20 protein-coding genes are annotated in these 24,696 nt (G+C 40.5%); all 20 read right to left on the bottom strand.

Going from position 1 to position 24,696, the window contains the following annotated elements:
* Positions 1-115 precede the first annotated feature (115 nt).
* Positions 116-2,194: a M13 family metallopeptidase gene (locus ACZ1GV_RS02000; RefSeq protein WP_472675021.1), complete on the bottom strand. Its 2,079-nt coding sequence runs from the start codon at positions 2,192-2,194 to the stop codon at positions 116-118.
* 125 nt (positions 2,195-2,319) lie between these two features.
* The gene (locus ACZ1GV_RS01995) at positions 2,320-2,823 is read right to left on the bottom strand and encodes a DUF1543 domain-containing protein (RefSeq protein WP_472675020.1); all 504 of its coding nucleotides are present in this window, start codon (positions 2,821-2,823) and stop codon (positions 2,320-2,322) included.
* A gap of 17 nt (positions 2,824-2,840) precedes the next feature.
* Positions 2,841-3,512, bottom strand: coding sequence for a tRNA-uridine aminocarboxypropyltransferase (locus ACZ1GV_RS01990; protein ID WP_472675019.1), 672 nt, complete (start codon positions 3,510-3,512; stop codon positions 2,841-2,843).
* A gap of 181 nt (positions 3,513-3,693) precedes the next feature.
* A complete protein-coding gene (gene lpdA, locus ACZ1GV_RS01985) occupies positions 3,694-5,115 on the bottom strand; it encodes a dihydrolipoyl dehydrogenase (protein ID WP_472675018.1) in 1,422 nt (473 codons plus the stop codon).
* Positions 5,116-5,267: 152 nt separating this feature from the next.
* Positions 5,268-7,304 (bottom strand): pyruvate dehydrogenase complex dihydrolipoyllysine-residue acetyltransferase, encoded by a 2,037-nt coding sequence (gene aceF, locus ACZ1GV_RS01980; RefSeq protein WP_472675017.1) that lies wholly within the window; start codon positions 7,302-7,304, stop codon positions 5,268-5,270.
* 21 nt (positions 7,305-7,325) lie between these two features.
* Entirely contained in the window at positions 7,326-10,001 is a 2,676-nt protein-coding gene (gene aceE, locus ACZ1GV_RS01975) for a pyruvate dehydrogenase (acetyl-transferring), homodimeric type (protein ID WP_472675016.1), read from the bottom strand.
* Between the two features lie 31 nt (positions 10,002-10,032).
* The gene (locus ACZ1GV_RS01970; protein WP_472675015.1) at positions 10,033-10,785 is read right to left on the bottom strand and encodes a GntR family transcriptional regulator; all 753 of its coding nucleotides are present in this window, start codon (positions 10,783-10,785) and stop codon (positions 10,033-10,035) included.
* 133 nt (positions 10,786-10,918) lie between these two features.
* Positions 10,919-11,824 (bottom strand): regulatory signaling modulator protein AmpE, encoded by a 906-nt coding sequence (ampE, locus tag ACZ1GV_RS01965; protein WP_472675014.1) that lies wholly within the window; start codon positions 11,822-11,824, stop codon positions 10,919-10,921.
* Positions 11,825-11,855: 31 nt separating this feature from the next.
* Complete coding sequence (gene ampD / locus ACZ1GV_RS01960; protein ID WP_472675013.1) at positions 11,856-12,434, bottom strand: 1,6-anhydro-N-acetylmuramyl-L-alanine amidase AmpD; 579 nt, start codon at positions 12,432-12,434, stop codon at positions 11,856-11,858.
* Positions 12,435-12,448: 14 nt separating this feature from the next.
* Positions 12,449-15,163 (bottom strand): ATP-binding protein, encoded by a 2,715-nt coding sequence (locus ACZ1GV_RS01955; RefSeq protein WP_472675012.1) that lies wholly within the window; start codon positions 15,161-15,163, stop codon positions 12,449-12,451.
* Between the two features lie 33 nt (positions 15,164-15,196).
* On the bottom strand, positions 15,197-16,051 hold the full coding sequence (locus tag ACZ1GV_RS01950; protein WP_472675011.1) for an MBL fold metallo-hydrolase: 855 nt from the start codon (positions 16,049-16,051) through the stop codon (positions 15,197-15,199).
* A gap of 25 nt (positions 16,052-16,076) precedes the next feature.
* Entirely contained in the window at positions 16,077-17,615 is a 1,539-nt protein-coding gene (locus ACZ1GV_RS01945) for a M17 family metallopeptidase (RefSeq protein ID WP_472675010.1), read from the bottom strand.
* 77 nt (positions 17,616-17,692) lie between these two features.
* A complete protein-coding gene (gene dinB / locus ACZ1GV_RS01940) occupies positions 17,693-18,760 on the bottom strand; it encodes a DNA polymerase IV (RefSeq protein ID WP_472675009.1) in 1,068 nt (355 codons plus the stop codon).
* Positions 18,761-18,936: 176 nt separating this feature from the next.
* Positions 18,937-19,149 carry a (Na+)-NQR maturation NqrM gene (gene nqrM, locus ACZ1GV_RS01935; protein ID WP_210560239.1) on the bottom strand — a complete coding sequence of 71 codons (213 nt, stop codon included), beginning with the start codon at positions 19,147-19,149 and terminating at the stop codon, positions 18,937-18,939.
* Positions 19,150-19,151: 2 nt separating this feature from the next.
* Positions 19,152-20,192 carry an FAD:protein FMN transferase gene (locus ACZ1GV_RS01930; RefSeq protein ID WP_472675008.1) on the bottom strand — a complete coding sequence of 347 codons (1,041 nt, stop codon included), beginning with the start codon at positions 20,190-20,192 and terminating at the stop codon, positions 19,152-19,154.
* 5 nt (positions 20,193-20,197) lie between these two features.
* Positions 20,198-21,421 carry an NADH:ubiquinone reductase (Na(+)-transporting) subunit F gene (gene nqrF, locus ACZ1GV_RS01925; RefSeq protein WP_472675007.1) on the bottom strand — a complete coding sequence of 408 codons (1,224 nt, stop codon included), beginning with the start codon at positions 21,419-21,421 and terminating at the stop codon, positions 20,198-20,200.
* A gap of 61 nt (positions 21,422-21,482) precedes the next feature.
* Positions 21,483-22,106 carry an NADH:ubiquinone reductase (Na(+)-transporting) subunit E gene (gene nqrE / locus ACZ1GV_RS01920; protein ID WP_210560241.1) on the bottom strand — a complete coding sequence of 208 codons (624 nt, stop codon included), beginning with the start codon at positions 22,104-22,106 and terminating at the stop codon, positions 21,483-21,485.
* 4 nt (positions 22,107-22,110) lie between these two features.
* On the bottom strand, positions 22,111-22,734 hold the full coding sequence (locus tag ACZ1GV_RS01915; RefSeq protein ID WP_210560242.1) for an NADH:ubiquinone reductase (Na(+)-transporting) subunit D: 624 nt from the start codon (positions 22,732-22,734) through the stop codon (positions 22,111-22,113).
* Positions 22,734-23,501, bottom strand: a complete 768-nt coding sequence (locus ACZ1GV_RS01910) for a Na(+)-translocating NADH-quinone reductase subunit C (RefSeq protein ID WP_472675006.1) — start codon at positions 23,499-23,501, stop codon at positions 22,734-22,736. Before ACZ1GV_RS01910 ends, ACZ1GV_RS01915 begins: the two co-directional genes overlap by 1 nt.
* A complete protein-coding gene (locus ACZ1GV_RS01905; protein WP_472675005.1) occupies positions 23,494-24,696 on the bottom strand; it encodes an NADH:ubiquinone reductase (Na(+)-transporting) subunit B in 1,203 nt (400 codons plus the stop codon). Before ACZ1GV_RS01905 ends, ACZ1GV_RS01910 begins: the two co-directional genes overlap by 8 nt.

The raw sequence follows: 24,696 nt of genomic DNA, 5'->3' as shown, positions 1-24,696 counted from the left end.
ACGTTGAGCCAGATTAAATAACAAAAAGCCCAGCTATTGGATGTTAACCAAAGTGGCTGGGCTTTTAACAAAGAATAAGCTTAAGCCTATTTCATGTCCGATAAAATTTAGATTATTACCAAATTTTTACGCGTTTTTCTTCTGGTAAATAATGTGCGTTTCCTGGCTTAACATCAAACGCCTCATAAAACTCAGGCATATTCTGCACAATACCATTTACACGATAGCGACTTGGTGAGTGTGGATCAGTTACCAGACGAGTGCGAAGCTCTTCGTCACGGTATAGGCGACGCCATACTTGTCCCCAACCTAAGAATACACGTTGTTCACCCGTAAAGCCGTCAAGCACTGGAGATGGCTTGCCGTTTAGTGACATTTTGTAAGCTTTAAATGCGATTGTTAAACCACCTAAATCACCAATATTTTCACCCAGCGTTAAGTCGCCATTTACGAATTCGCCTTCTAAAGCCTGAAAACTACTGAATTGCTCAGAGAACTTTTTACCACGCTCTTGGAAGTTTTCCTCGTCAGCTTTAGTCCACCAGTTTCTAAGATTTCCATCACCATCGTACTTCGCGCCTTGATCATCAAAACCATGACCAATTTCATGCCCAATAACAGCACCAATACCACCATAATTTACTGCATCTTCAGCATCTAAATTAAAGAAAGGAGGCTGTAAAATTGCGGCTGGAAAAACAATTTCGTTTTTAACTGGGCTGTAATAAGCGTTAACTGTTTGTGGCGTCATGCCCCACTCAGTATTGTCAATTGGTCCACCTAACTTGTCTAAGTTTTTCTGAATTTCAAATTCGCTTGCACGAATATAGTTACCAACCAAGTCATCTGGCTTAATTTCTAGCGCGGTATAGTCAGTCCATTTATCTGGGTAACCAATTTTTGGAGTAAACTTAGACAGCTTTTCTAGCGCTGCGATCTTCGTTTCTTCCGTCATCCACTCTAGTTCTTTAATACCGACTTCAAAACCTTTTATTACGTTTTGAACTAGTTGCTCCATTCGCTCTTTTGCTTCTGGTTTAAAGTGTTTTTCAACGTACAACTTACCTAACATCTCACCAAGAATAGAGTTTGCGCCTGATACAGCTTGTTTCCAACGAGGTTGTTGCTCTTCAATACCGCGGAGAGTTGTGCCATAGAAAGCAAAATTACGGTCGGCAAAGTTGGTAGATAATTGCGATGCGAATTCTGATAAAGTACGAAGCTTCATGTACTCTTTCCATGTCTCAACATCAATGTCTGTAAACATCTCACCTAATGCTTTCATGTATGTATTTTGACTAGCCACCAGCTCGGTAGTTGATAATCCCATAGCCGATGAGTACTTTTCCCATGCAAAGCCACCCATATACTCAACAAACTCTTCGGTAGAGTATTTGTTGTAACGTTTATTGGCATCTCTGCTCTCTACTCGTGTCCACATTTTATCGGCAAGCTTTGTTTCCAAGTCCATAACGCGCGCAGCTGCGTCTTTTGCATCTGGAACACCTGCCATATCAAACATGTCCGCCATATAGGCTACATAGGCTTCACGATTTGCTTTGCTTTTATCATCTTCTTTAAAATAATAATCTCGGTCCGGCAGGCCTAAACCTGATTGTCCTACATAAAAAATGTATTGGTCTGATTGTTTCGCGTCGTTGTAAACATAACCACCTAAAGGACCACTCACACCTTTACGATATAAGGCACCAAACATTTCAGCAACGTCGTCGTGAGTTTTTATATTGTCGATTGAATCAAACATCGGCTTGAGTGGCGTAACACCTTTTGCATTAACGGCCTCTTCATCCATAAAGGAATTATAGAAGTCTCCAAGTTTTTGTTGTTCACTACCAACCGCGGCGCTCTGATCTGCAGAAGCTTGTTCGATGATTAATTTTAAGTTTTTTTGTGCATCGTCATACAGTTTTGTAAATGAACCATAATTTGACTTATCTGCGGGGATAACCTGATTTTTTAACCAAGTACCATTAGTGTAAACATAAAAATCTTCCTGTGGAGCAGCGTTAGTATCCATATTTTCTAATGAAATACCGGAAGTAAGTTGCTTTTCTGCTTGTTCTTCAACTTTTACTTCTTGTGAAGTCTGCTCTGTTTTTGGTGAACAAGCTGTTAATGACAGCGCCCCCAAGGCTAACGCGACGCCAACGGCAACCGTAGTTAGTTTTTTCATTTGATTCATCCCCAATCCATATTACTTTTTTATAATTAGCACTAGAGTAATGAAAGGAGATTTAAAGTCAACGTGTGTAATCAGTACATACAAAATGAGTGCTTTCAGTCAATTAGATTACTAATTTAGGAAATTACTCGATAACCAAACCAGTCCGGTTTTAAAGTTTGACCACCCGGCTTTTCAGTTAAATGTATATAAAAGCGATCGTCTAACAAGTTGACTGGAAAACAATCATCAACATTCATTAAATTATCTTTATGCGGGATACTACCGTATGTCATCAATGATGCTTTTGCTTGTTGTTTCGCATCATCACCCGAAGCAGCAACAAACAAACCAAACTCATGTAATTCGGTAAACTTATCTGGTTGATAACCGCCAAGGTTAACAAAATACAAATCTAGAGGTGATGAACTTGGGACTGTCTTAATTTCTACCTGATACCCATCGACATGTTTAATTTCCATGTAGCAGTCGATATGTAACCCTTTTCTATCGCCATACCACTGTTCGATAAGTTCAGGGATTGTATCTTCAATAGTGTCACCAAGCACAAAACGGATATCATGCACTTCGATATTTGATTTGCCGGCCGAACCGCCTAAGTAGACCATAAATAATTTCATTTTTTCACCATGTTTTTTTAACGCTTATGTACTTGATAGGCAGTACGGAAGTTATCAAATAACTGCTCTAATGTATCACCTAATTCTAACTCACCATTTTGCTTAAACAATTCAAAGGCGACCTCGACAGTACTTAGATGATGTTCATGGTACGACTCTCGTAGCTGATAAGCGCCTTTGTTAAAACCAGATAGTTGCAAAACGGGAAAGTTATCTAAATAAGGTGATTTAATGAACATTTTTTTGGCTTGTCGCCAAGTGCCGTCTAAAAATATCAGCAGTGGGCGTTTACCATCAATTTCGCTTTTAGCTGGTATGTTGTGAATTTGTCGTGAGGGCTCGGTGGCATCATGCACGAAAACAATTATAGGAAACCAGGTCTCCGAATTTAATAACGATAACAATTCGTCCTGAACTTCTGTACGCTGCCAGCGATATGCAAAGTTATCTGGAACCACCTCACAGATTAACTGTCCGGTATTAGACGGTTTGTAGTACTCGGCGTGATACATAAGCATACAAACTCCTAGTTCAGTATCAACCGGACTTACTGAACCACAAATACATTCCCGTTGTTCCAGCATACATTCGGTGCATCGCTTTAATGCAGCACCACGCGCTTTAAATTCTTTTTTTGAGAACTGTAATTCGTGTTCTCTTAACCTACGAACTGAATTGATATGTGCCATGATGCCTGTTAAATGCCCAATAATAGGGATGAAATTATGTAAATATTAAAATGTCTGTGCTGATATGTATGCCATTAGCACTTTCGGATATCGCTATTTTAGCACGACTAAAATGCAAAAAGAGCGACCAATGGCCGCTCTTTTAAGGTTTAATAATAGTTTTTTAACTATTTAGTAACTGCTATTTCTTTTTCGCTTTTGGATTAGGAAGATCAGTAATAGAACCTTCGTAAATCTCTGCCGCAAGTCCGATAGACTCGTTTAGCGTAGGGTGAGCATGAACAGTTAATGCGATATCTTCTGCGTCTGCGCCCATTTCAATTGCTAAGCCGATTTCACCAAGCATTTCACCAGCGTTGATACCAACAATCGCGCCACCTAAAATGCGGTGTGTGTCTTTATCAAAAATTAGTTTAGTGAAACCTTCTGTACGAGCAGATGCAATCGCACGACCTGATGCTGCCCAAGGGAACTTGGCCGCTTCAACATTTAAGCCTTGCTCTTTTGCTTCTTTTTCAGTGATACCAACCCAAGCCATTTCTGGATCTGTATAGGCTACTGAAGGAATACCTTGAGGTTCAAAGAAGTGTTTTTTGCCCGAGATAACTTCAGCAGCTACATGACCTTCATGCACAGCTTTGTGAGCAAGCATTGGTTGACCAATTACGTCACCAATTGCAAAGATGTTATTTACGTTTGTACGTAGTTGCTTGTCTACATTAATGAAACCGCGCTCATCTACATTTACGCCAGCTTTATCAGCATCACAAAGGTTACCGTTTGGCTTACGGCCTACCGCAACTAAAATTTTGTCATAACGAACAGGCTCAGCAGGTGCTTTTTTACCTTCAAACGTTACATACAAACCATCGTCTTTTGCTTCAACTGCAACTACTTTTGTAGAAAGCATGATGTTAAAGCGATCTTTGTTGTATTTAGTGTAGGCTTGAACGATATCTTTGTCCGCTGCTGGAACTAGTTGGTCCAAGAATTCTACAACCGATACGTTAGAGCCTAACGCACTGTATACAGTACCCATCTCTAAACCGATGATGCCGCCACCAAGTACTAGCATCTCACCAGGAATATCTTTCATTTCTAGTGCGCCAGTTGAATCGATAACACGATCGTCTTCTGGAATAAATGGCAGGTTAACTGGCTCTGAGCCCGCTGCAATGATTGCGTTGTCGAAATTGATGTTTGTTACACCGTCTTTACCTTCAACGGCAATAGTGTTGCTACCTGTGAATTTGCCGTAACCGTTTACCACTTTAACTTTACGCATTTTAGACATACCGTCTAAGCCTTTAGTTAATTGTGATACTACGCTGTCTTTCCAGTCGCGAATTTTGTCTAAATCAATTTCTGGTGCGCCAAATGTAACACCGTGCGATGCCATATCTTTTGCATCATCAATTACTTTTGCAACATGTAATAACGCTTTAGAAGGAATACAACCAACGTTCAAGCACACACCACCAAGTGTTTCGCGTGCTTCAACTAAAGTTACATCTAAACCTAAATCAGCTGCGCGGAATGCAGCAGAGTAGCCACCAGGGCCAGCACCAAGAACCACTACCTGGGTTTTGATATCGTTGCTCATTACTAACCTCTATCTATTCAAGAGTAAAAGACAAATCATTTCATCTTTTAGGATTAAAACTGATAATGCAGTGCGCATTATCAAAAAAATTGTTGCTAAAGTTTATCACTGCAAAAATAGAAAGTCCTGTTAGAACAGGACTTTCTTGCAGATTATAATACTAATTTTCGTATATCAGACAAAACACTCGACACATGAACGGCAAACCTAGCCGCTAACGCGCCATCTATAACTCTGTGATCATATGATAACGACAACGGTAACATTAGTTTAGGCTCAAATTCCGAACCATTCCATTTTGGTTTCATTTCAGACTTAGAAACACCCAAAATGCCAACCTCTGGTGCATTGACGATAGGTGTAAATGCTGTACCACCAATGCCACCAAGACTTGATATTGTAAAACATCCGCCTTGCATGTCTTTTGCTGTTAGCTTGCCTTGACGGGCTTTGCCTGAAATTTCCATCAACTCACGAGAAATTTCATTTACGCCTTTTTTGTCAACGTCTCGAACAACTGGAACCACTAAACCATTTGGCGTATCAACCGCAACACCAATGTGCACGTATTTTTTAAGTACAATGCTTTCACCATCCGGGCTCAACGAAGAGTTAAACTGTGGATACGTTAATAGTCCTGACGCAACTGCTTTCATTATGAAAACCAATGGCGTTATTTTCAGATCCGATTTTTGTTTCGCTAACATCGCATTCTGTTCTTTACGGAACGCCTCTAGCGACGTGATGTCCGCCTCATCGAATTGCGTAACATGTGGAATCGTCACCCAATTTCGATGTAAGTTTGGACCTGAAATTTTCTGAATTCGTGTTAACGCCTTCGTTTCAATTTCACCAAACTTAGAGAAATCAATTTTAGGTGCCGCAAGTACCTGTAAGCCACCTTCTCCAGCAGCTACACTTGATGCTGCCGTCGCTTTTGGACGAGAAAGTTCATACTTCACAAACGACTTAATATCTTCTGCTAAAATACGGCCTTTTCTACCTGTACCGGTAACTTTAGATAAATCAACACCAAACTCACTCGCTAAACGACGCACTGAAGGCGTTGCGTGTAAGTTGCCTGATTTTTTGCCACCTGATAGAGATGGGTGATCTTGTGCTACAGGTGGCGCTTTTGGCGCAGGTTTTGTATTTACTTGTTGTGACTCTGTTTTTACGGCAGGTTTTGAGTCACTTTTTGATTCTGTATTACTTGCCGACGACGCGCCACCTGAATTTTCGGCACCAACAACTTCAATCGTTGCTATCAAAGTACCCATAGATACTTTTCCGCCATTTTCGATTTCTAATGACTTCACTACACCCGCAAAAGGTGCAGGAACATCCATCGTTGCTTTGTCGGTTTCTAGTGTTATTAAGCCTTGCTCAGCTTCGACGGTGTCACCAACTGCAACTAAAACATCAATAACATCTACTTCGCCGTCAGTGCCAATGTCTGGCACTTCAACATTTTTAACTTCTGACGTACCAGCAGATGAAGCACTCTCACTAGAATCGCTGTCTTTAGATGACGCACTTGAAGTCTCTTGTGCTGATTCATCTTGAGTATCGCTTGCACTGCTTGAAGAACCACCAGCGATAGCCAAAGTTAGAATAACCTTACCCTGACCTACTTTATCGCCGACTTCTACTTTAAGTGATACTACTTTACCGTTTTCCGGTGACGGTACGTCCATGGTCGCTTTGTCAGTTTCTAGCGTAATTAAGCCGTCTTCTTTGCTTACTGTATCGCCCTCAGCAACTAAAACATCGATTACGTCAACTTCGTCATCAGTGCCAATATCTGGCACTTCAACTTCAATTGTTTGTTCTGCAGAGCCTGATGATTCTGTTTTAGCTTCTGCTTTGCTCTCTGATGCAGGTGCAGCCTCAGCTTTAGGCTCTTCTTTAGTTTCTGATTTCGCTTCAGAAGATGCTGAACTTGTTGCTCCAGCTTCTTCCAGTTTAACCAGTAAAGTGCCTTCTGAAACTTTATCACCAATAGCAACTTTAATTTCGGCAATTTTGCCAGCAAATGGTGCTGGTATATCCATTGACGCTTTATCACTTTCTACCGTAACAATGGCATCTTCCGCTTCAACGGTATCGCCAACTGCTACGCATAACTCAATGATTTCAACTTCATCGCCACCCACATCTGGGACTAAAATGTCTTTTAATTCAGCCATCTAATAAATCTCCTCAGGCGCTTATGCGTAAAGTGGGCTAAGTTTGTCGGCATCAATGCCAAATTCTTCAATCGCTTTAGTCACAACAGAAGCTTCAATTTCGCCACGTCTTGCAAGTTGGCTTAATGCAGCCACCGCAATGTAGTTATGATCAACTTCAAAATGACGGCGAAGATTAGCTCGACTGTCTGAACGACCAAAGCCGTCTGTACCAAGTACTTTATAGTCTGAAGGAATCCATGCACGAACTTGGTCCGCATAAGACTTGATATAGTCCGTTGCCGCTACAACTGGACCTTCGTTACCTTCTAGTACTTCAGTGATATAGGCTTTCTGTGCTGGCGCTTCTGGATTAAGCATATTAAAACGATCTACTTCTAATCCATCACGGCCTAGTTCATTAAATGAAGGTACGCTGTATACGTCAGAGCTAATGTCAAACTTCTCAGCAAGAATTTTAGCGGCTTCACGAACTTGTAAAAGAATAGTTCCCGAACCTAATAACTGAACGTTTGCTTTGGCTTTTTTAGGCTCAACACGGTCTAACTTATAAATACCTTTAACGATGCCTTCTTCAACACCGTCTGGTAGGGCTGGTTGAACATAGTTTTCATTCATAACCGTTATGTAATAGAAAACGTTCTCGTTCTCACCGTACATTCTTCTCATGCCATCTTGAACAATTACCGCAAGCTCATAACCGTAAGTTGGATCATAAGTAATACAGTTTGGAACTGTGCCAAAGTGAGAGTGCGTATGCCCATCTTGGTGCTGCAAACCTTCACCGTTTAACGTTGTACGACCCGCGGTACCACCGATTAAGAAACCACGTGCCTGAGAATCACCAGCTGCCCAAACCATGTCGCCAACACGTTGGAAACCAAACATTGAGTAGTAGATGTAGAAAGGAATCATAGGCTCATTGTTATTTGAGTACGACGTTGCTGCCGCCAACCAATCTGACATTGCACCTAGTTCGTTGATGCCTTCTTGCAAAACTTGGCCTTTTTTATCTTCACGATAATAAGCCACTTGATCAGCATCCTGAGGCGTATATTTTTGGCCTTCGTGTGCATAAATACCAACTTGACGGAATAGACCTTCTAAACCAAACGTACGCGCTTCATCTGGAATAATTGGCACAATACGTTTACCAATTTGTTTATCTTTAATAACCGCTGACAAAATACGACCAAATGCCATTGTCGTTGATATTTCACGACCATTAGAGCCTTTTAGTATTGCATCAAACGCTTTTAAATCTGGCGTATCAACTTCGACGTCTGAATTACGACGACGAGCTGGTAAGTATCCACCTAACGATTCACGACGACCATGAAGGTATTTCCATTCCTCACTACCTTCCTCAAATTTAACGTAAGGCACGTTTGGTAAATCTTCATCAGAAATATCTATGTGGTGACGATCGCGATACGCTTTTAACGCATCGATATCCATTTTTTTAACGCCGTGAGCGATGTTTTTACCTTCACCAGCGTCACCCATGCCGTAACCTTTAACCGTTTTAGCTAAGATAACCTGCGGACGACCTTTGGTTTTAGTTGCTCTGTCATAGGCGGCATAGACTTTTACTGGATCGTGACCGCCTCGGTTTAATCGCCAAATATCTTGGTCAGACATATTGGCAACCATAGCTTCAGTTTCCGGTGTTTTGGCAAAGAAGTTATCGCGAGTGAACTTGCCACCTTTCGCTTTGTAGTTTTGGTATTCGCCATCTACTGTTTGTTCCATGATATCGAGTAACTTGCCGTCTTTATCACGAGACAGTAACGGATCCCAATATGAACCCCAAATGACCTTGATCACTTCCCATCCAGCGCCACGGAATGTGCCTTCAAGCTCTTGAATGATTTTACCATTACCACGAACCGGACCGTCTAAACGTTGTAGGTTACAGTTGATGATAAACGTTAAGTTATCCAAACCTTCACGTGCTGCTAAACCAATCGCACCTAGTGCTTCTGGCTCATCACACTCACCGTCACCCATGAAACAATATACGCGCTGACCAGAGCAGTCTTTGATGCCACGGTCTGTTAAATACTTAAGGAAACGAGCTTGGTAAATTGCAGCGATTGGACCTAAGCCCATTGAAACTGTTGGGAACTGCCAGAAGTCAGGCATCAGTTTTGGGTGTGGATAAGAAGATATACCTTCGCCATCAGCTTCTTGACGGAAGTTATCAAGTTGCTCTTCCGATAAACGGCCTTCTAAAAATGCGCGAGAATAAATACCTGGTGATACGTGGCCTTGAATATAAAGGAAGTCACCACCTGAGTTGTCTTTATCTGCTTTAAAGAAGTGATTAAAACCAACATCGTAAAGCATTGCAGAAGATGCAAAAGATGAAATATGTCCACCAAGTTCTAAATCTTTTTTCGAACCACGAACTACCATTGCTAATGCATTCCAACGGATTGCACCACGAATTCTAGCTTCTAACGTACGATCACCTGGCATTTGTGGCTCTTGGCCTGCTGGTATTGTGTTTAGATATGCAGTAGTTGGCTTGAATGGTAAGTGTGCGCCATTACGACGAGCTTTATCAATCAATGACTCTAAGATATGGTGAGCACGCTCAACACCGTCAACCTCAAGTACCGCTTCTAACGACTCAAGCCATTCTTGAGTTTCTTGTGGATCTATATCCTGATTTAGAGTTGGATTCTCTGACATATTTCAGGTTCCTGTAGTTAATAATTTTAATTTACTGACTGCTTAATAGACGTCGAACCGATCCTTGGATACGATTTTGGTCTTGATCAAGCTTTAATAGCGACTGTTCTATAAATGCTAAATGCTGCCCGCTGGCAACACGCGCTGCTTCCGGCTGTTTATCTAAGATTGCCGTTAACAACTCAAATCTGTGTTCATTCAACTGTGAGCGGATCAATTTATGATCCTTAAAAACCAACAAGTTCTCTTTTATATTATGGCGAAGTAAATCTTTAACGCCTCGCAATAAATGAACCAACAAAACGTTTTGCGCCGCATCTGCAATTGCTAGGTAAAACATAACAATAGCATCTGAAACAGAATCTAGATCAGTATCATCAATTTCGTTAATAACTTCGAACGCACTTTTAATGTTTTGTAGTTGATCTTTATCGCCACGCAATGCAGCGTAATACGCAACAACACTCTCTAAAGCGCAACGAAATTCCAATAAATCATAGTGCGATTCTGGGTTATTCGCCAAAAGGTCAAATAAAGGTGCGGCAAAAGGCGCATCTAATTGCTGACTTACAAACGTACCACCACCTTGTTTTCGGGTGACAAGACGTTTGGCTTCAAGTTGTTTTATTGCGTCTCTAATGGAAGGACGGGAAACCCCGTATAGCTGTGCTAAGTCTCGCTCTGAGGCTAATCGTTCACCTGCTGCAAAAGTACCGTCAATGATTTGTCTTTCTAATTGAGAAGCCACTTGTTCTGATACTTTTGTAGTAACTACTTTTGTCACGAGCCGTTCCATTCTATTTGAAATTAAATTGGTAAATTGGTCTTACCAATATTTCTAGATCGTAACAGCTCAAATTTTCAAAGTAAACCCACTAACTAAGTGGCATGACCAGAACAAATGATCATCAAAAATTTTATACAATCTGACCATATAGGGTTAATAATGCTACTACGACAAGAAACAGAACCATGTTCCGTTTTGCCAATCGAACCATAACTTCAGCATTATTTAATAGGCGCTGTGGCTCTATTTCCTGAGATTCTTTATTATCCGACTTGTTGTTATCTTCATTAACAAGCCCCTCTGATGCTAGCGCCACTTTAGTAACTACAAATTTAGACGATTTTGCTAAGTTTGCTGAATATTTTAACCATGCCTCTAGTCCGTTACCAAAATGGCCCACAAACATATAACCAAGACTTACAAGCCGAGCCGGAATCCACATGACCCATTCATGCCACTTTACTAGTGTCGCTTGGTTATTTTCATCTTCTAAAGTGCCGATGTATTTACTATCTGCTAAGAATAATATGGTGCTGTACAGAACAACTCCAGGAACACCCAACACGACAAAATAAAAAATAGGGGCGGCGTAATATTGTAAGTTAAGCCAAATTAATGTTTCACCAATACTTTCTTCTGGGGTTTCTTTGCCTTCAACTTCACAAACTCTGTCATCCTCAAGTGGCTCACCCATTAACTTGAAATGTAATATAGATGCAGCTTCGGTATCACCTCGTTGTGTCGCGTTCAAATATTGTCGGTAATATCGTCTAATTGGTTGGTGACCTATACATACCGCAAGTACAAATAAACTAACGATAAAGTCGATAAGCCTGCTGTCAAAAATGAACAATAAAGTGCCAATAAGCACTGAGGGTAATACTACAAATAAAAGGAGACTAAGTTGGTCGTTTGCTTTTATTTTTTTGCTGTATTTATTTGTATACCACGTTAAATATCGGGTGACTTGCCAGGTCGCTGATTGTAAAGAAACTCGCTCAACGAGTAACACTATTAGTAAAATGATAAGCGTCATAATCCGACCTTAAATTCCTTATTAAACATCACTATAATTGGCTAATATATAAGTTCCAATCAAAACATGGTCCAGGATCAGTTTTTCTTCCCGGCGCGACGTCTGAATGACCAACAATATTATCTTTTTTAATTTTAGGGTATATACCTTGTATTTGCCTCGTTACTTCAACTAACTTATTGTATTGGGCCTGTGTGAAAGGTAAGTCGTCCGTTCCTTGAAGTTCAATTCCAATAGAAAAGTCGTTACACTTTTCTCGTCCTTTGAAATTGCTTACACCAGCATGCCAAGCTCTCAGGTTTAGTGGAACAAACTGTATTAAGGTGCCATCCCTTTTAATATATAAATGTGCTGATACTCTAACATTAGCAATCGATTCAAAATATGGGTGAAGTTTTGAGTCTAGTTTTCCTGTAAAAAAATCTTCAACAAAGTCATTATCAAAGTCTTTTTCGCTAATAGCTGGCGGTAAACTTATATTGTGAATAACTAATAAATCTACAAGATCTTGCTCTCGTTGGTCGCAGTGTTCGCTAAAGTAATGTTTAGCTTGTGCGAGCCACACAGGCGACTCATGTCTTAGATTATTAATATCAACATCTTTTAGCATTTAACTACCTTGCATTAACTTGGCTTGTTTTGAGAAATGACTCGTTCGATATCTGCTATTAACTCATCGGCCATCAATTTCACAGTCTGCCACTGCATATCGCTAACACCGTCGTCGTTAGCATGCGAAACAAGAAGCTTGCAGGTGTCTTCTACTTCACTGGCCTTTAACGTTAAGTCGTTAAAGCCATAACTCCCTGCTGAACCCTTAATCTTATGACATTCACTTTTTAGTAACTCAATTTGAGTAACGTGAGTAAACGATTTAATTAGGTCTAGTTGACCTTCAAGTTGATTTAAATAAAATCGTGTTAACTCTGCCATTGTCTCATCGTTAATTACCGGACTGTCTTTTACATTTTTAGAGCTTAAATGTGTTTTTAAAATAGTAATTAACTCAGCTCTATCTACTGGTTTGGCGATTGTGCCATCACACCCGGCTTTTAGATGTAACGCAACATCTTCTCTCATTACATTTGCTGTAAGCGCATAAACAGGGATATCTATTCCCGCTTGGCGAATTAATTTTGTTGCCTCTAGGCCGCCCATTATCGGCATTTGCATATCCATTAGCACCAAATCAAAATCTTCAGCCAATATTCGCTCTACGGCCTCTTTCCCGTTGCCAACAATTTCATAATCTAATTTTAAGGAATCTAAAATCATACTAAACAGATATTGGTTATCTTCAACATCTTCAGCTACTAAAACTCGGCCGGTAATCGCTTTTTCTTTTACGTTTGATGAAGATTCATATTTTGTGGCTATTGCTTGGAGTTGCTCTGAAGTTTCGATAAAACTTTTTGCAATGGGATGCTTATCGTCGCCAGCACGTATACTCACGGTAAATGTACTACCTTTATTTACTTCACTCTCAAGCACAATCTCTCCGCCTAGCAATTTGGCTAGGCTATTAGAGATCACTAAACCTAAACCTGTACCACCAAATTTTCTCGATATACTGACATCAGCTTGTACAAATGGTGAAAAAATTCTCTTTTGAACTTCGTCAGACATACCGATTCCGGTATCAATAACTTTGATATAAAGTTTTTGGGTTGACGCCTCAAACCAGACTTCTATAACGACACTACCTTGGTCGGTAAATTTAATGGCGTTACTGGCAAGATTAATTAAAATTTGTTTTAAACGTGTTGCATCTGTCCAAATTTTGGATGGAAGTGGAAATTTAAAGTCGAAGTGAAAGTCTAACTGTTTTTTGGCTGAGTGGGATTGCAATAAGGTGTTTACATCTTGCAATACATCAAATAATTCTACTTCTTGTATTTCAATATCGAGTTTATTCGACTCTATTTTAGACAAGTCTAGAATGTCATTTATTAGTGCTAGTAGATGCCGGCCACTTTTAAGTACTCTATTTAACAAATCGACTTGGTTTTTATCGTTTAACTCAGTAGATAATACTTGCTCGGTAAAGCCTAATATTGCTGTTAATGGCGTTCTGATTTCATGACTTATGTTAGCGACAAAAGCGCTCTTCAATTCATTCGCTTGTTCAGAAAGTTCCTTGGCACTTTCTAAGGCTTTATTCGATTTGGCTAACGCGGTATTTGTCGACTCTAATTCTTCCGTTCGTTCGCGAACTTTATATTCTAGTTTTAAGCGACTTTCACTCTCATTTTCTCTGTACACGATTAGCTGGCGAACCATTACATTAAAAGCTGCAAACAAGTCACCTATTTCGTCTTGTCGTGGCATATCCAGCTTTATATCTAAGTTTCCTTGTGCTACCTGTCGCTTTGCCGATGTAAGTTTCGCAATTGGTTCAATTATCAGTCTAGTAAAGTTAACGTAAAGTATAATTGGCGAAATAAGAATGGTTAGTAAAACAGTTAAGATTGAGACCCAGGTATAAGTGGTATCGGCGGCAAATATACTTTGCTGTTGGTGTCCATATAATACTAAAAACCTGTTCTCCACCATTCTTCCTGCATAATTCATTTTAAGGCCGTTATTTACAACTTGAATAGCTGTATGGTCTTGAGCACTTTGCAGAAGCTTTTGAAATATTTGTGACGGTAATTCCTTACCAAGGTTTGACTGGGGAAAAGCAAATAGAATTTCACCGTTTTTATTGGTAATCATTATTTGATGCTTATTGGAGAAACTATTAGCGTCGTCGTTATCAAGTCTGAGTGTTTCCGGCCAATTTGGCCTGCTAATAAGTTGAACAAATCCAATCGAATTTAAAGTTGCGTGGCTATCAATACTATTTGCGAACCATGGCGTTTGGATCATGGACAACGGCCGTTCTGTGTCGTCGCCACCCATTATGTGCCATTCATTATAAGTTTTTAATAAATGTGCCGTTGTAAGGGGGATTTTAATTTCATCACGCCAGAGGGTTGTTACTTCATTTAAACTATTGTCAAAAATTCTTATCGCTAATGCACTAGGATAAGCATTGAATAATAATTCTGTGGGTTGCTTAAGTTGCTTTTCAAAGTCCTTTGAATCTTTGTCTTTTAACCACGCCGCAGTCAAAGCTTTGAATTCAAATGAATTGAGTAAGGTGGTGAGACTTACTCGTTCAGATTCAAAGTAACGGTTTAACGTATCGCTTCGATAGTTAACATCGGTTTGTAAGCTAGCATGTTCTATTTGACGTTGCGCACTCTCGGTATACCTGAGAGAAAGCCACCCCAATATCAAGGTAGGGATGAGTATAAAAGGTAATGTAAATAGAACCGCTTTATGTTGTAAACGCATGAATACTTCCGAAGCGATGTTGCTTTTTAAATATTACTTTGAATTATATAGAGTTTTTATCCATTTTTCTTCCGTAATGAAAGACCAATTCCAGCTACTCCACTTTTCGCTTAAACCTTCTTCAATTATCTCTTCTTGAGACTTGCCTTGGGCTCGCTTTGTTTGAACTTCTAGTTTAGTCGCAATAATCATACTAAGTAAGTTTTGCAGATCATTTTTATTGGCTAATTTACCGTGGCCCGGAATAATTTGCGCGGACTCATCAATCTTAAGAAGCAGAGAAGAAAGATTCTGAATATATCCTTTTACTGAACCACCTCCTTCAGTGTCAATATATGGAAAACGATTTTGAAAGAACAAGTCTCCTAGATGCCATACATTCGCTTTTGCGAAGTAAACTACAGAATCACCGTCTGTATGCCCTGCTGGTAAATGCATAACTTTCACATCTTCATTATTCACATGCAGCATTACGCCCGACTCATACGTAATAACAGGCAAGCCTTGGTCGGCCTTTTGAGCAAGTCGTTTACGGACGTTTTCATGCGCTAACAAGCTTGCTGATTTAGAAAAATAAACATTACCGCCAGTGTGGTCACCATGATAGTGAGTGTTTACAACATAACTAACTTTTGGATTTACCGCCTCTTTAATATCAATAATTGCCTGCTCTATCTTTGGCGCTAACGGCTCAAATTGATCATCAATCATCAAGGTACCGTCATTGCCGAGCAATACACCAATATTGCCACCTGCCCCAGCCAACATATAAACGTTTTTTGAGACTTGTTGAGCACTAATTTTTACTTCATCCATTGAGTTTGCAGACACAGCTGCAGTCATTGATAACGCTGTAAAAACCGATAAACCAAAAGTTGCTTTTTTCATTACTGTTCCTTAATAGGCTATGTCGCTAACCAATAAATGTTTTAATTAATGTTGATACTGGCGCGGCTGAGGGTTTTCCATGTTGCCAATCACCACCATCAATGCCACTACCGGCAATATCCACATGCACGTATGGTAGTGGAGTATCGCTGTCAATATCGTGTTTATCTAAGCCAGATACAATTGCTAGGAATGCCAGTGGGAATTGATGCCCTCGAGCTGTTACCGCCGACGCCCCGTTGTTTGATGACAGCAAGTCATCCGCTTTGGTTCTTGGCGCCACAAAGTCGTAATCTTCTCGACGAGATAGCGACACTTCACACGGATCTGCAATTAAGTCGCCCTGCTCCACCATATTCGCACCAACTGATGCTGCTTTCGCAGCACCGTTTTCAACTAGCGCCGTATAAGGGCCAACAGCTCTTGCTGCGTGACCTGTTAAGGTAGCCACTGTAAACAGTGTCGGATTAATTTCATCCAACGCTTCTTCACGTAATTTAGACAGTAAATCTGCCATCACTAAGCGGCCTTCGGCATCGGTATTACCAATTCGAACGCGAATACCTGAATGGCCAGTAATGATTTCATCTGCAACAAACGCCTCAGCGCCAATGCTATTTCTTACTGCTGCGATTTCTGCTACAACTTTAATTCCTATTGGTGCAATTTCTGATACCGCTTTCATAAAGCCAGCTACCGCGGCTGCTCCACCTTTATCACGGCTCATACCAGCCATATGACCACCAACCTTAAGGTCTGCACCACCTGTATCATAAACGATGCCTTTACCTACCAGCATCAAGGTTTTCTCTATATTGCCTTGAGGTATGTATTCCAAACGAATCACACGAGGCTGATGTCGCTCAACTTCTACTGACGCTCTGGCAACAGACCATAATAGAGGGAACTCAGACTCTAACGTTTTCATATCGTCGATGATGGATACGCTAACCTTCGAGTTTTTAAACGTGTCACTACAATATTCAGCAAAGCGCGGCGGGGCCATGCGCTCAGGTTCTGTTCCGCATAGGTCTCGAGCTACATATTGACCACTTGCAATAGCAGCGGCTTCTGCTGCATCTATATTATCGCCAACAAGGCCCATGAGACTAACAGGCTCAATACTGTCGCCTAATGCTTCTCTGGCTTCTAAAGGTTGCCAAAAGGCCTGGCAAAATCCCAAATAAGACACAGCAGTTGCGTTTTGGTATTTGATGTCATCATTACCCAATACGACTAATAATGGTTTTACTGAGCCCATCGCTAATAAAGATTTAGCTGCCGACTTTGCAGCATCAAAATAGCGACGAACATCGTCAAAGTATCGATTTAACGGACCTGTAGGTGCAAGAATGACACGACGCTGTGCAACTAAATCAGAAACAAAACTAACCTCTGATTTGTTTACGCGTTTATCTACTTCGGCGAGTTTATTAATTTCTATGAGTAAATCGTCTGGTAAACCTGAATCGAACGTTTGACCTACAATAATCAATGCGTCCCAGTTTGCATCACTAAGAGCAGTATTAATATTTGAAATAACTAAAGGAGTTGGGTGGGCCATAAAAATCTCTCTAAATTTATAATGTTAGTAAACAAAACTGTGAATACAACTTGTTAGCAATAATACGTAAGTTAATATTAAAAACCTAAGTCTAATTGATGTTTTTCATCTTCTTGGTCCGACAAGCCAACGTGTACGCCAAGCAATCGAACCGACTTACCGTTACCTCTTTCCAACGCCTCGGACAGTAACTGTCTCAAAATACTTTCATCTATTCTTTCGTATTTTTGCTCTTTGGTGGTTTGTTGAAAATCACTAAACTTAACTTTCACACCTAACTTAGTTAACTTTCTGTTTACTATTTTGTTTTCGCAGCGCTTCGTTAGCTCTGGAAGTAGTTTTACGGAGAGCAAATTAAATAGGATCTCTATATCTGAAATGTCTTGATCAAAGGTTCGTTCAACACCGATAGATTTTCTGACCCTTGATACTTCAACTTCTCGATTATCTATTCCTTGGCAACGATTCCAAAGCACATGTCCGTATTTACCAAAATGTTGGCTAAGAAAACTCTCGTTACTGTTTTGAATATCAACGCCCAGATTCAGCCCGAGCTGATTGAGTTTCTCAGCCGTCACTTTCCCTACCCCTGGGATCTTTTTTAAAGGCATTGTTTTTATAAAGGGTAGTACTTCAGATGGCGTAATCGTGAATTGACCGTTGGGTTTGTTTTGGTCAGAGGCGATTTTCGCTAGAAATTTTATTGGTGCTATACCTGCCGACGCTGTTAAACCTGTAGCGTCATAAATTTCTTGGCGAATTTGTTCAGCAATTAACGTCGCAGAACCACGATGAAGTGAACAATCCGTTACATCTAAATAAGCCTCATCTAACGACAGGGGTTCAATTTTATCGGTAAAACGTTTAAATACCTGTCGTATTGTTTGGCTAACTTCTTGATATACGGCCATGCGTCCGGGGACAACAATTAAATTTGGACATTTTTTTAAAGCCAAAGAGGTTGGCATAGCAGAACTAACACCGAACTGACGTGCGATATAGTTACATGTAGACAATACACCACGACGATCAGAACGACCGCCGACCGCAACAGCCTTACCTTGCAACTCTGGGTTGTCACGAATTTCAACTGATACATAAAAGGCGTCCATATCAACATGGATTATCTTTTTTTGTTTACTCATTAACCTCACCCTTCGACAAGGGAATCACAGCCAAACAAACTGTATATAAAAACAGTACCTTTAGCAACATAAAGATAAGTTCTAATGCACTACGATTTTATTTCTGAGTAACTGAGGGTGTGACGCACAAAAAAAGGGCAAACGCCCTTTTTGTATTTAATGATTCTATCAGATGGTTACAGTATTTGATCCTGCTTCCAGCGTTCTTCTTTTGCTAATCGCTCTTTTCGTCTGTCGCAAGGATTATCACAATTGCAGGCCTTATCTATACCTAACGCGCCCAATCCCCCACAGCTTCCCGCTAAGGTTTTCTTTTGCAGAATATACCCGATCGACATCGCAACGAAAACAATGAGTAATAAACCAAGAGTTAATAAGAATACTTGCATGATTAGCCCTTTTTCTGTGGAAATAATGTTTCGAATTTGCTCGACATTATGCCATTAAAGTCATCGTCTGTTTTTACAATTAAATAAACAGCCAAATTATTCGCTTCTGCGTATTCCATAGCCTTTACTGGTCCCATCACATTCAGCATAGTTGCAGCTGCATCCGCTGTCATTGCTGACTTATGTAACACAGTGACTGACACCAGTTTATGAGTGATTGGCTTCCCTGACGTTGGATCAATGGTATGAGAATAACGTATGCCATCTTGCTCGAAGTAATTTCTATAATCGCCTGATGTTGCCATTGCTAAGTTTTCAGGACGAATAATAAGTTGCACTTGACGACTATCGCTAACCGGCTTCTCGATGGCCACTGCCCATTTATCGCCGTTAGGTTTAGCACCAGAGATTCGCATTTCGCCACCTACCTCTACAAGATAGTTAAAAATACCAATACTCTCTAAAGCGTTTGCCACTTGATCAACACCAAAGCCTTTGGCTATCGAGGAAAAGTCGATATACAAATTGTCGTGTTTTTTAGTAACAGCATTTCCGGACACTTCAATTAAGTCCATACCGACCCAATCGCGAACATTGGCAATTTCTGCGTCGCTAGGTCGTTTTAATACTCGTCCATCAGGGCCAAACCCCCACAAATTAACAAGCGGACCTACTGTTGGATCAAAAGCACCATCACTGTCGTTAAACAAGCGTTTTGATTCATTTAGTACAGTAATTGTTTCCGGCGACAATATCCGCGTTTCTCCCGCTTTAGCCTGATTAAATAGGCTAAGCTCAGAGTCGCTTATATAAGTCGACATAAGTGTATTCACTTGCTCTAACTCAGCGCTTACCAACTCATAAAGATTATACTGCGAAAGTTGCTCTGCCGATGGATAAAGCTTGATGTTAAAGGTTGTACCCATAGTTTTACCTTGCAGTAAAACGGGTTGCGCTTGGTCACTATTTTGCTTTGGAAAAAAAAGCAAAATGGCCAGCCCGATAAGGGCCAGCCATGTTAATACGACTTGTTTACGAGTCACGTCTACTAACCACCGAAGTCATCAAGTAGGATGTTTTCGTCTTCAACGCCTAAGTCTTTAAGCAAGTTGATTACGGCCGCGTTCATCACTGGAGGACCACACATGTAGAACTCACAGTCTTCTGGCGCTTCATGATCTTTTAAGTAGTTTTCATAAAGTACGTTGTGGATGAAGCCCGTATAACCTTCCCAATTATCTTCAGGTTGAGGATCAGACAGCGCAACATGCCATTCAAAGTTTTCATTCTCTGCTGCTAACTCATCAAAGTCTTCAACATAGAACATTTCACGCTTTGAGCGTGCGCCATACCAGAAACTAATTTTACGCTTAGAATTTAATCGACGTAATTGGTCGAAAATGTGCGAGCGCATTGGAGCCATACCAGCACCACCGCCAACAAATACCATTTCAGCTTCAGTTTCTTTAGCAAAGAACTCACCAAATGGACCAGAAATTGTAACTTTATCACCCGCTTTTAAGCTCCAAATATATGAAGACATTTTACCAGCCGGTAACGACAGGTTATTAGGCGGAGGAGAAGCTACACGGACGTTAAGCATAATGATGCCTTCTTCTTCTGGGTAGTTAGCCATTGAGTAGGCACGAATAGTTTCTTCGTCTACTTTTGATTCAATGCTAAAGAAGTTAAAGCGTTCCCAGTCCGGACGGTATTCGTCTGGTACATCAAAATCTGAGTACTTAACATGATGTGGAGGAGCAGAAATTTGGATATAACCACCCGCACGGAAAGGCACGCTTTCACCGTCTGGAATAGCTAATTTAAGCTCTTTAATGAAAGTTGCTTTGTTATCATTAGAAATAACTTCACATTCCCACTGCTTAACACCAAAAATCTCAGGCTCTAATTCAATTTCCATGTCTTGTTTAACAGCAACCTGACATGACAAACGACAACCTTCTTTTGCTTCACGCTTAGTAATGTGACCTTCTTCAGTAGGTAGAATATCGCCACCACCTGAATGTACGTGTACACGACACTGACCACATGTACCACCACCACCACACGCTGATGGAATAAATATGCCTTTATCAGCAAGGACGTTTAATAGCTTACCGCCTGCTGATGCAACAACTGACTTTTCTTCGTCATCGTTGATTAATATTTTGACGTCGCCGGTAGATACTAGTTTTGATTTAGCAAATAAAATTACCATAACCAAAAGTAGAACTATAACGGTAAACATCGATACGCCGAGAACTATTTCCATCGACCTGTCCTTTAATTCTTATCTAAGGGTTTGCAGCCGAGACCACAAACCGACATTAACCTTACAGAGAGATACCACCAAACGACAAGAAGCCAAACGCCATCAAGCCTGTAGTAATAAATGTAATACCTAGACCACGCAGACCTGCTGGTACGTCTGAATATTTCATCTTCTCGCGAATACCCGCCAACAATACAATTGCTAACGCCCAACCGATACCAGAGCCGATACCGTAAACCACACTTTCAGGTAAGTTTAAGTTTTTTGAAACCATGAAAGATACAGAACCAAATATTGCACAGTTAACTGTAATTAATGGTAAGAAAATACCTAACGCGTTATATAACGGCGGGAAGTACTTATCTAAAATCATTTCTAGAATTTGTACTAACGCTGCAATAACACCAATGAAGGTGATAAAGCTTAGGAAGCTTAAGTCTACTGACTCAGCTGGATCTGTAATGCCTAAAACACCATCTAATGCACCAGGTGCAAGGATGCCTTGATAAATAATTTGGTTAACAGGTACTGAAATACCTAAAACCACAACTACTGCAACACCAAGACCCATCGCTGTGCTTACTTTCTTTGATACCGCTAAGAAAGTACACATACCCAAAAAGAAGGATAAAGCGATGTTCTCAATGAAGATAGTTTTTACAAATAAGCTTAAGTAATGTTCCATCAGATTAATCCTTCTCTACTTGCTCTGGCTTCCACTGACGGATAGCCCAAATGATCAAACCAATGATGAAGAACGAGCTAAATGGAAGAACTAATAAACCATTTGCTTGATACCAACCACCATTCTGAACTAGAGGAAGAATCTCGACACCAAATACGGTACCAAAACCTAATAGTTCACGGAAAAATGCAACTGTCATTAGAATGAAACCGTAACCAAGACCGTTACCAATACCATCCATGAAGCTTACACCTGGCTTTTCTTTCATTGCAAAAGCTTCTGCACGACCCATAACAATACAGTTAGTAATGATTAGGCCAACGAATACTGAAAGCTCTTTTGAAAGCTGATAAGAGAATGCTTTTAACACTTGGTCAACTACGATAACTAACGAAGCGATAATCGCCATCTGTACGATAATACGAACACTTGATGGGATCATGTTTCTGATCATTGAGATGAAAAGGTTAGAGAAAGCTGTTACAACGATTACCGCCAATGTCATTACTAACGCATTAGCCATTGAACTTGTTACCGCTAAAGCAGAACAAATACCTAATACTTGCAAAGCAATTGGGTTGTTGTCGAAAATCGGTTTAGTTAAAACCTTATTAGCATCAGAAGACATTAGTTAAACTCCCCACGATTTTTTTCGATATAAGGTAAGTAACCCTGTTCGCCAAACCAGAATTGTAAGGTGTTAGTTACACCATTACTTGTTAACGTCGCACCAGATAACGCATCAACACCGTGCACGTCATCTTTTTTAGCGCCACCTTTTACAAGTTCAATTACTGGCTCTTTATCATCGTTATAGATTTTTTTACCAGGCCATAATTTTTTCCATTTTGGATTCAGAATCTCTGCACCCAATCCTGGAGTTTCCTTATGATCAGAATAAACTAGACGTGAAATAGTGTTTAGGTCTGACTCTAGGCCAACATAACCGTACATAAGATCCCACAAGCCTGCGCCTACAATTGGGAATACAACAGTTTCCACTTCGTTTTGTTCATTCTTAACTAGGTAAACAACCGCTGTATGTGACTGACGGTTAATGCCTGCAGGATCATTCTCAAGCTTTTCTGACTTTTGAGGATCACGAGCATTACGACGTTCGTCGAACATTTTCACGTCACCTTCAACGTATTCGCCAGACTCTAAATCAATCATTTTAGCTTCAACATACTTGTTGTAAGTTGCAACTATGTCTTTGCCAGCAAGCTCAAGTAAACCTGCCGTTTCTAAGATTTTTGTTTGCTTATCTAATAACTTGTTAGCCGTTTGAAGCGGTTTTAATTGAACCGCTGAAATTGATACCAACGCAGCACAGATAAGACACACGACAAATACGAAACCAACCGTTTTGCCAAATGTTTCTTTATTACTAGACATTGCGAGCAAGCCTCCGTTTCACGTTTGCTTGAACAACAAAGTAGTCGAACAGTGGAGCAAACAAGTTAGCAAATAGAATGGCCAGCATCATACCTTCAGGGAACGCTGGGTTTACAACTCGAATTAATACAACCATTAGGCCGATTAATGCGCCGTACCAGAACTTACCACGGTTAGTGAAAGCTGCCGACACAGGATCTGTTGCCATAAAGAAAGCGCCAATTGCCCAGCCACCTATGACTACGTGCCAGAACCAAGGCATAGCAAACATTGGGTTGGTATCACTACCGATCATGTTAAGTAATGATGCGAAGAAAATAGTACCCGCAAACACACCTGCTACTATTCTCCACGATGCTATGCGCATGTAGATAATAAACAAACCACCAATGATGATAGCTAAGGTCGAAACCTCACCAACAGAACCTTGGATAAAGCCATAGAAAGCTTGAGTCCAAAGCGCGATGTTGTTGTAGTCTAAACCACCAGATGCAGCCTGACTTAACATAGTCGCGCCAGAGAAGCTGTCTACTGCAGTCCAAACTGTATCACCCGATATCTCAGTTGGGTATGCAAAGAATAAAAACGCACGACCAGCTAGAGCAGGATTTAAGAAGTTACGGCCTGTACCGCCAAAGATTTCTTTTGCTACCACAACACCAAACGTTATACCTAGTGCTGCTTGCCATAAAGGAATAGTTGCAGGAAGAATTAGTGAAAACAGAATTGATGTTACGAAGAAACCTTCATTAACTTCATGCTTACGAACCGAGGCAAAGATTACTTCCCAAAAGCCACCAACAATAAAAACTGTTGCGTAGATAGGTAAGAAGAAACACGCACCATAGAGCATCTTCATGCCCCAGCCAGACTCAGCTGTAAGACTTCCGCCTAGCGTTTGGAATAAACCAACTTGCCAAGAGTCGCCTAACGCAAAGCCTTGAGCTAATGCATCAGCGGCCTGATGACCAACATTAAACATACCAAAAAACATGGCTGGGAATAATGCCAACCAAACCATAATCATGATACGTTTTAAATCAACACTGTCACGAACATGTGTTTGACCTTTATTAACTAAGCCTGGTGTGTAGAAAATAGTCGCAGCGGCTTCATATAAAGCATAGAACTTTTCGTACTTTCCACCTTGCTCAAAGTTAGGTTCAATTTTTTCTAAATAACTCTTAAGACCCAT

Source organism: Psychrosphaera sp. HA2-10, from assembly GCF_055693745.1.
Note: the sequence above shows the minus strand (reverse complement) of the source record. Positions and strands in the feature narration are given on the sequence as shown.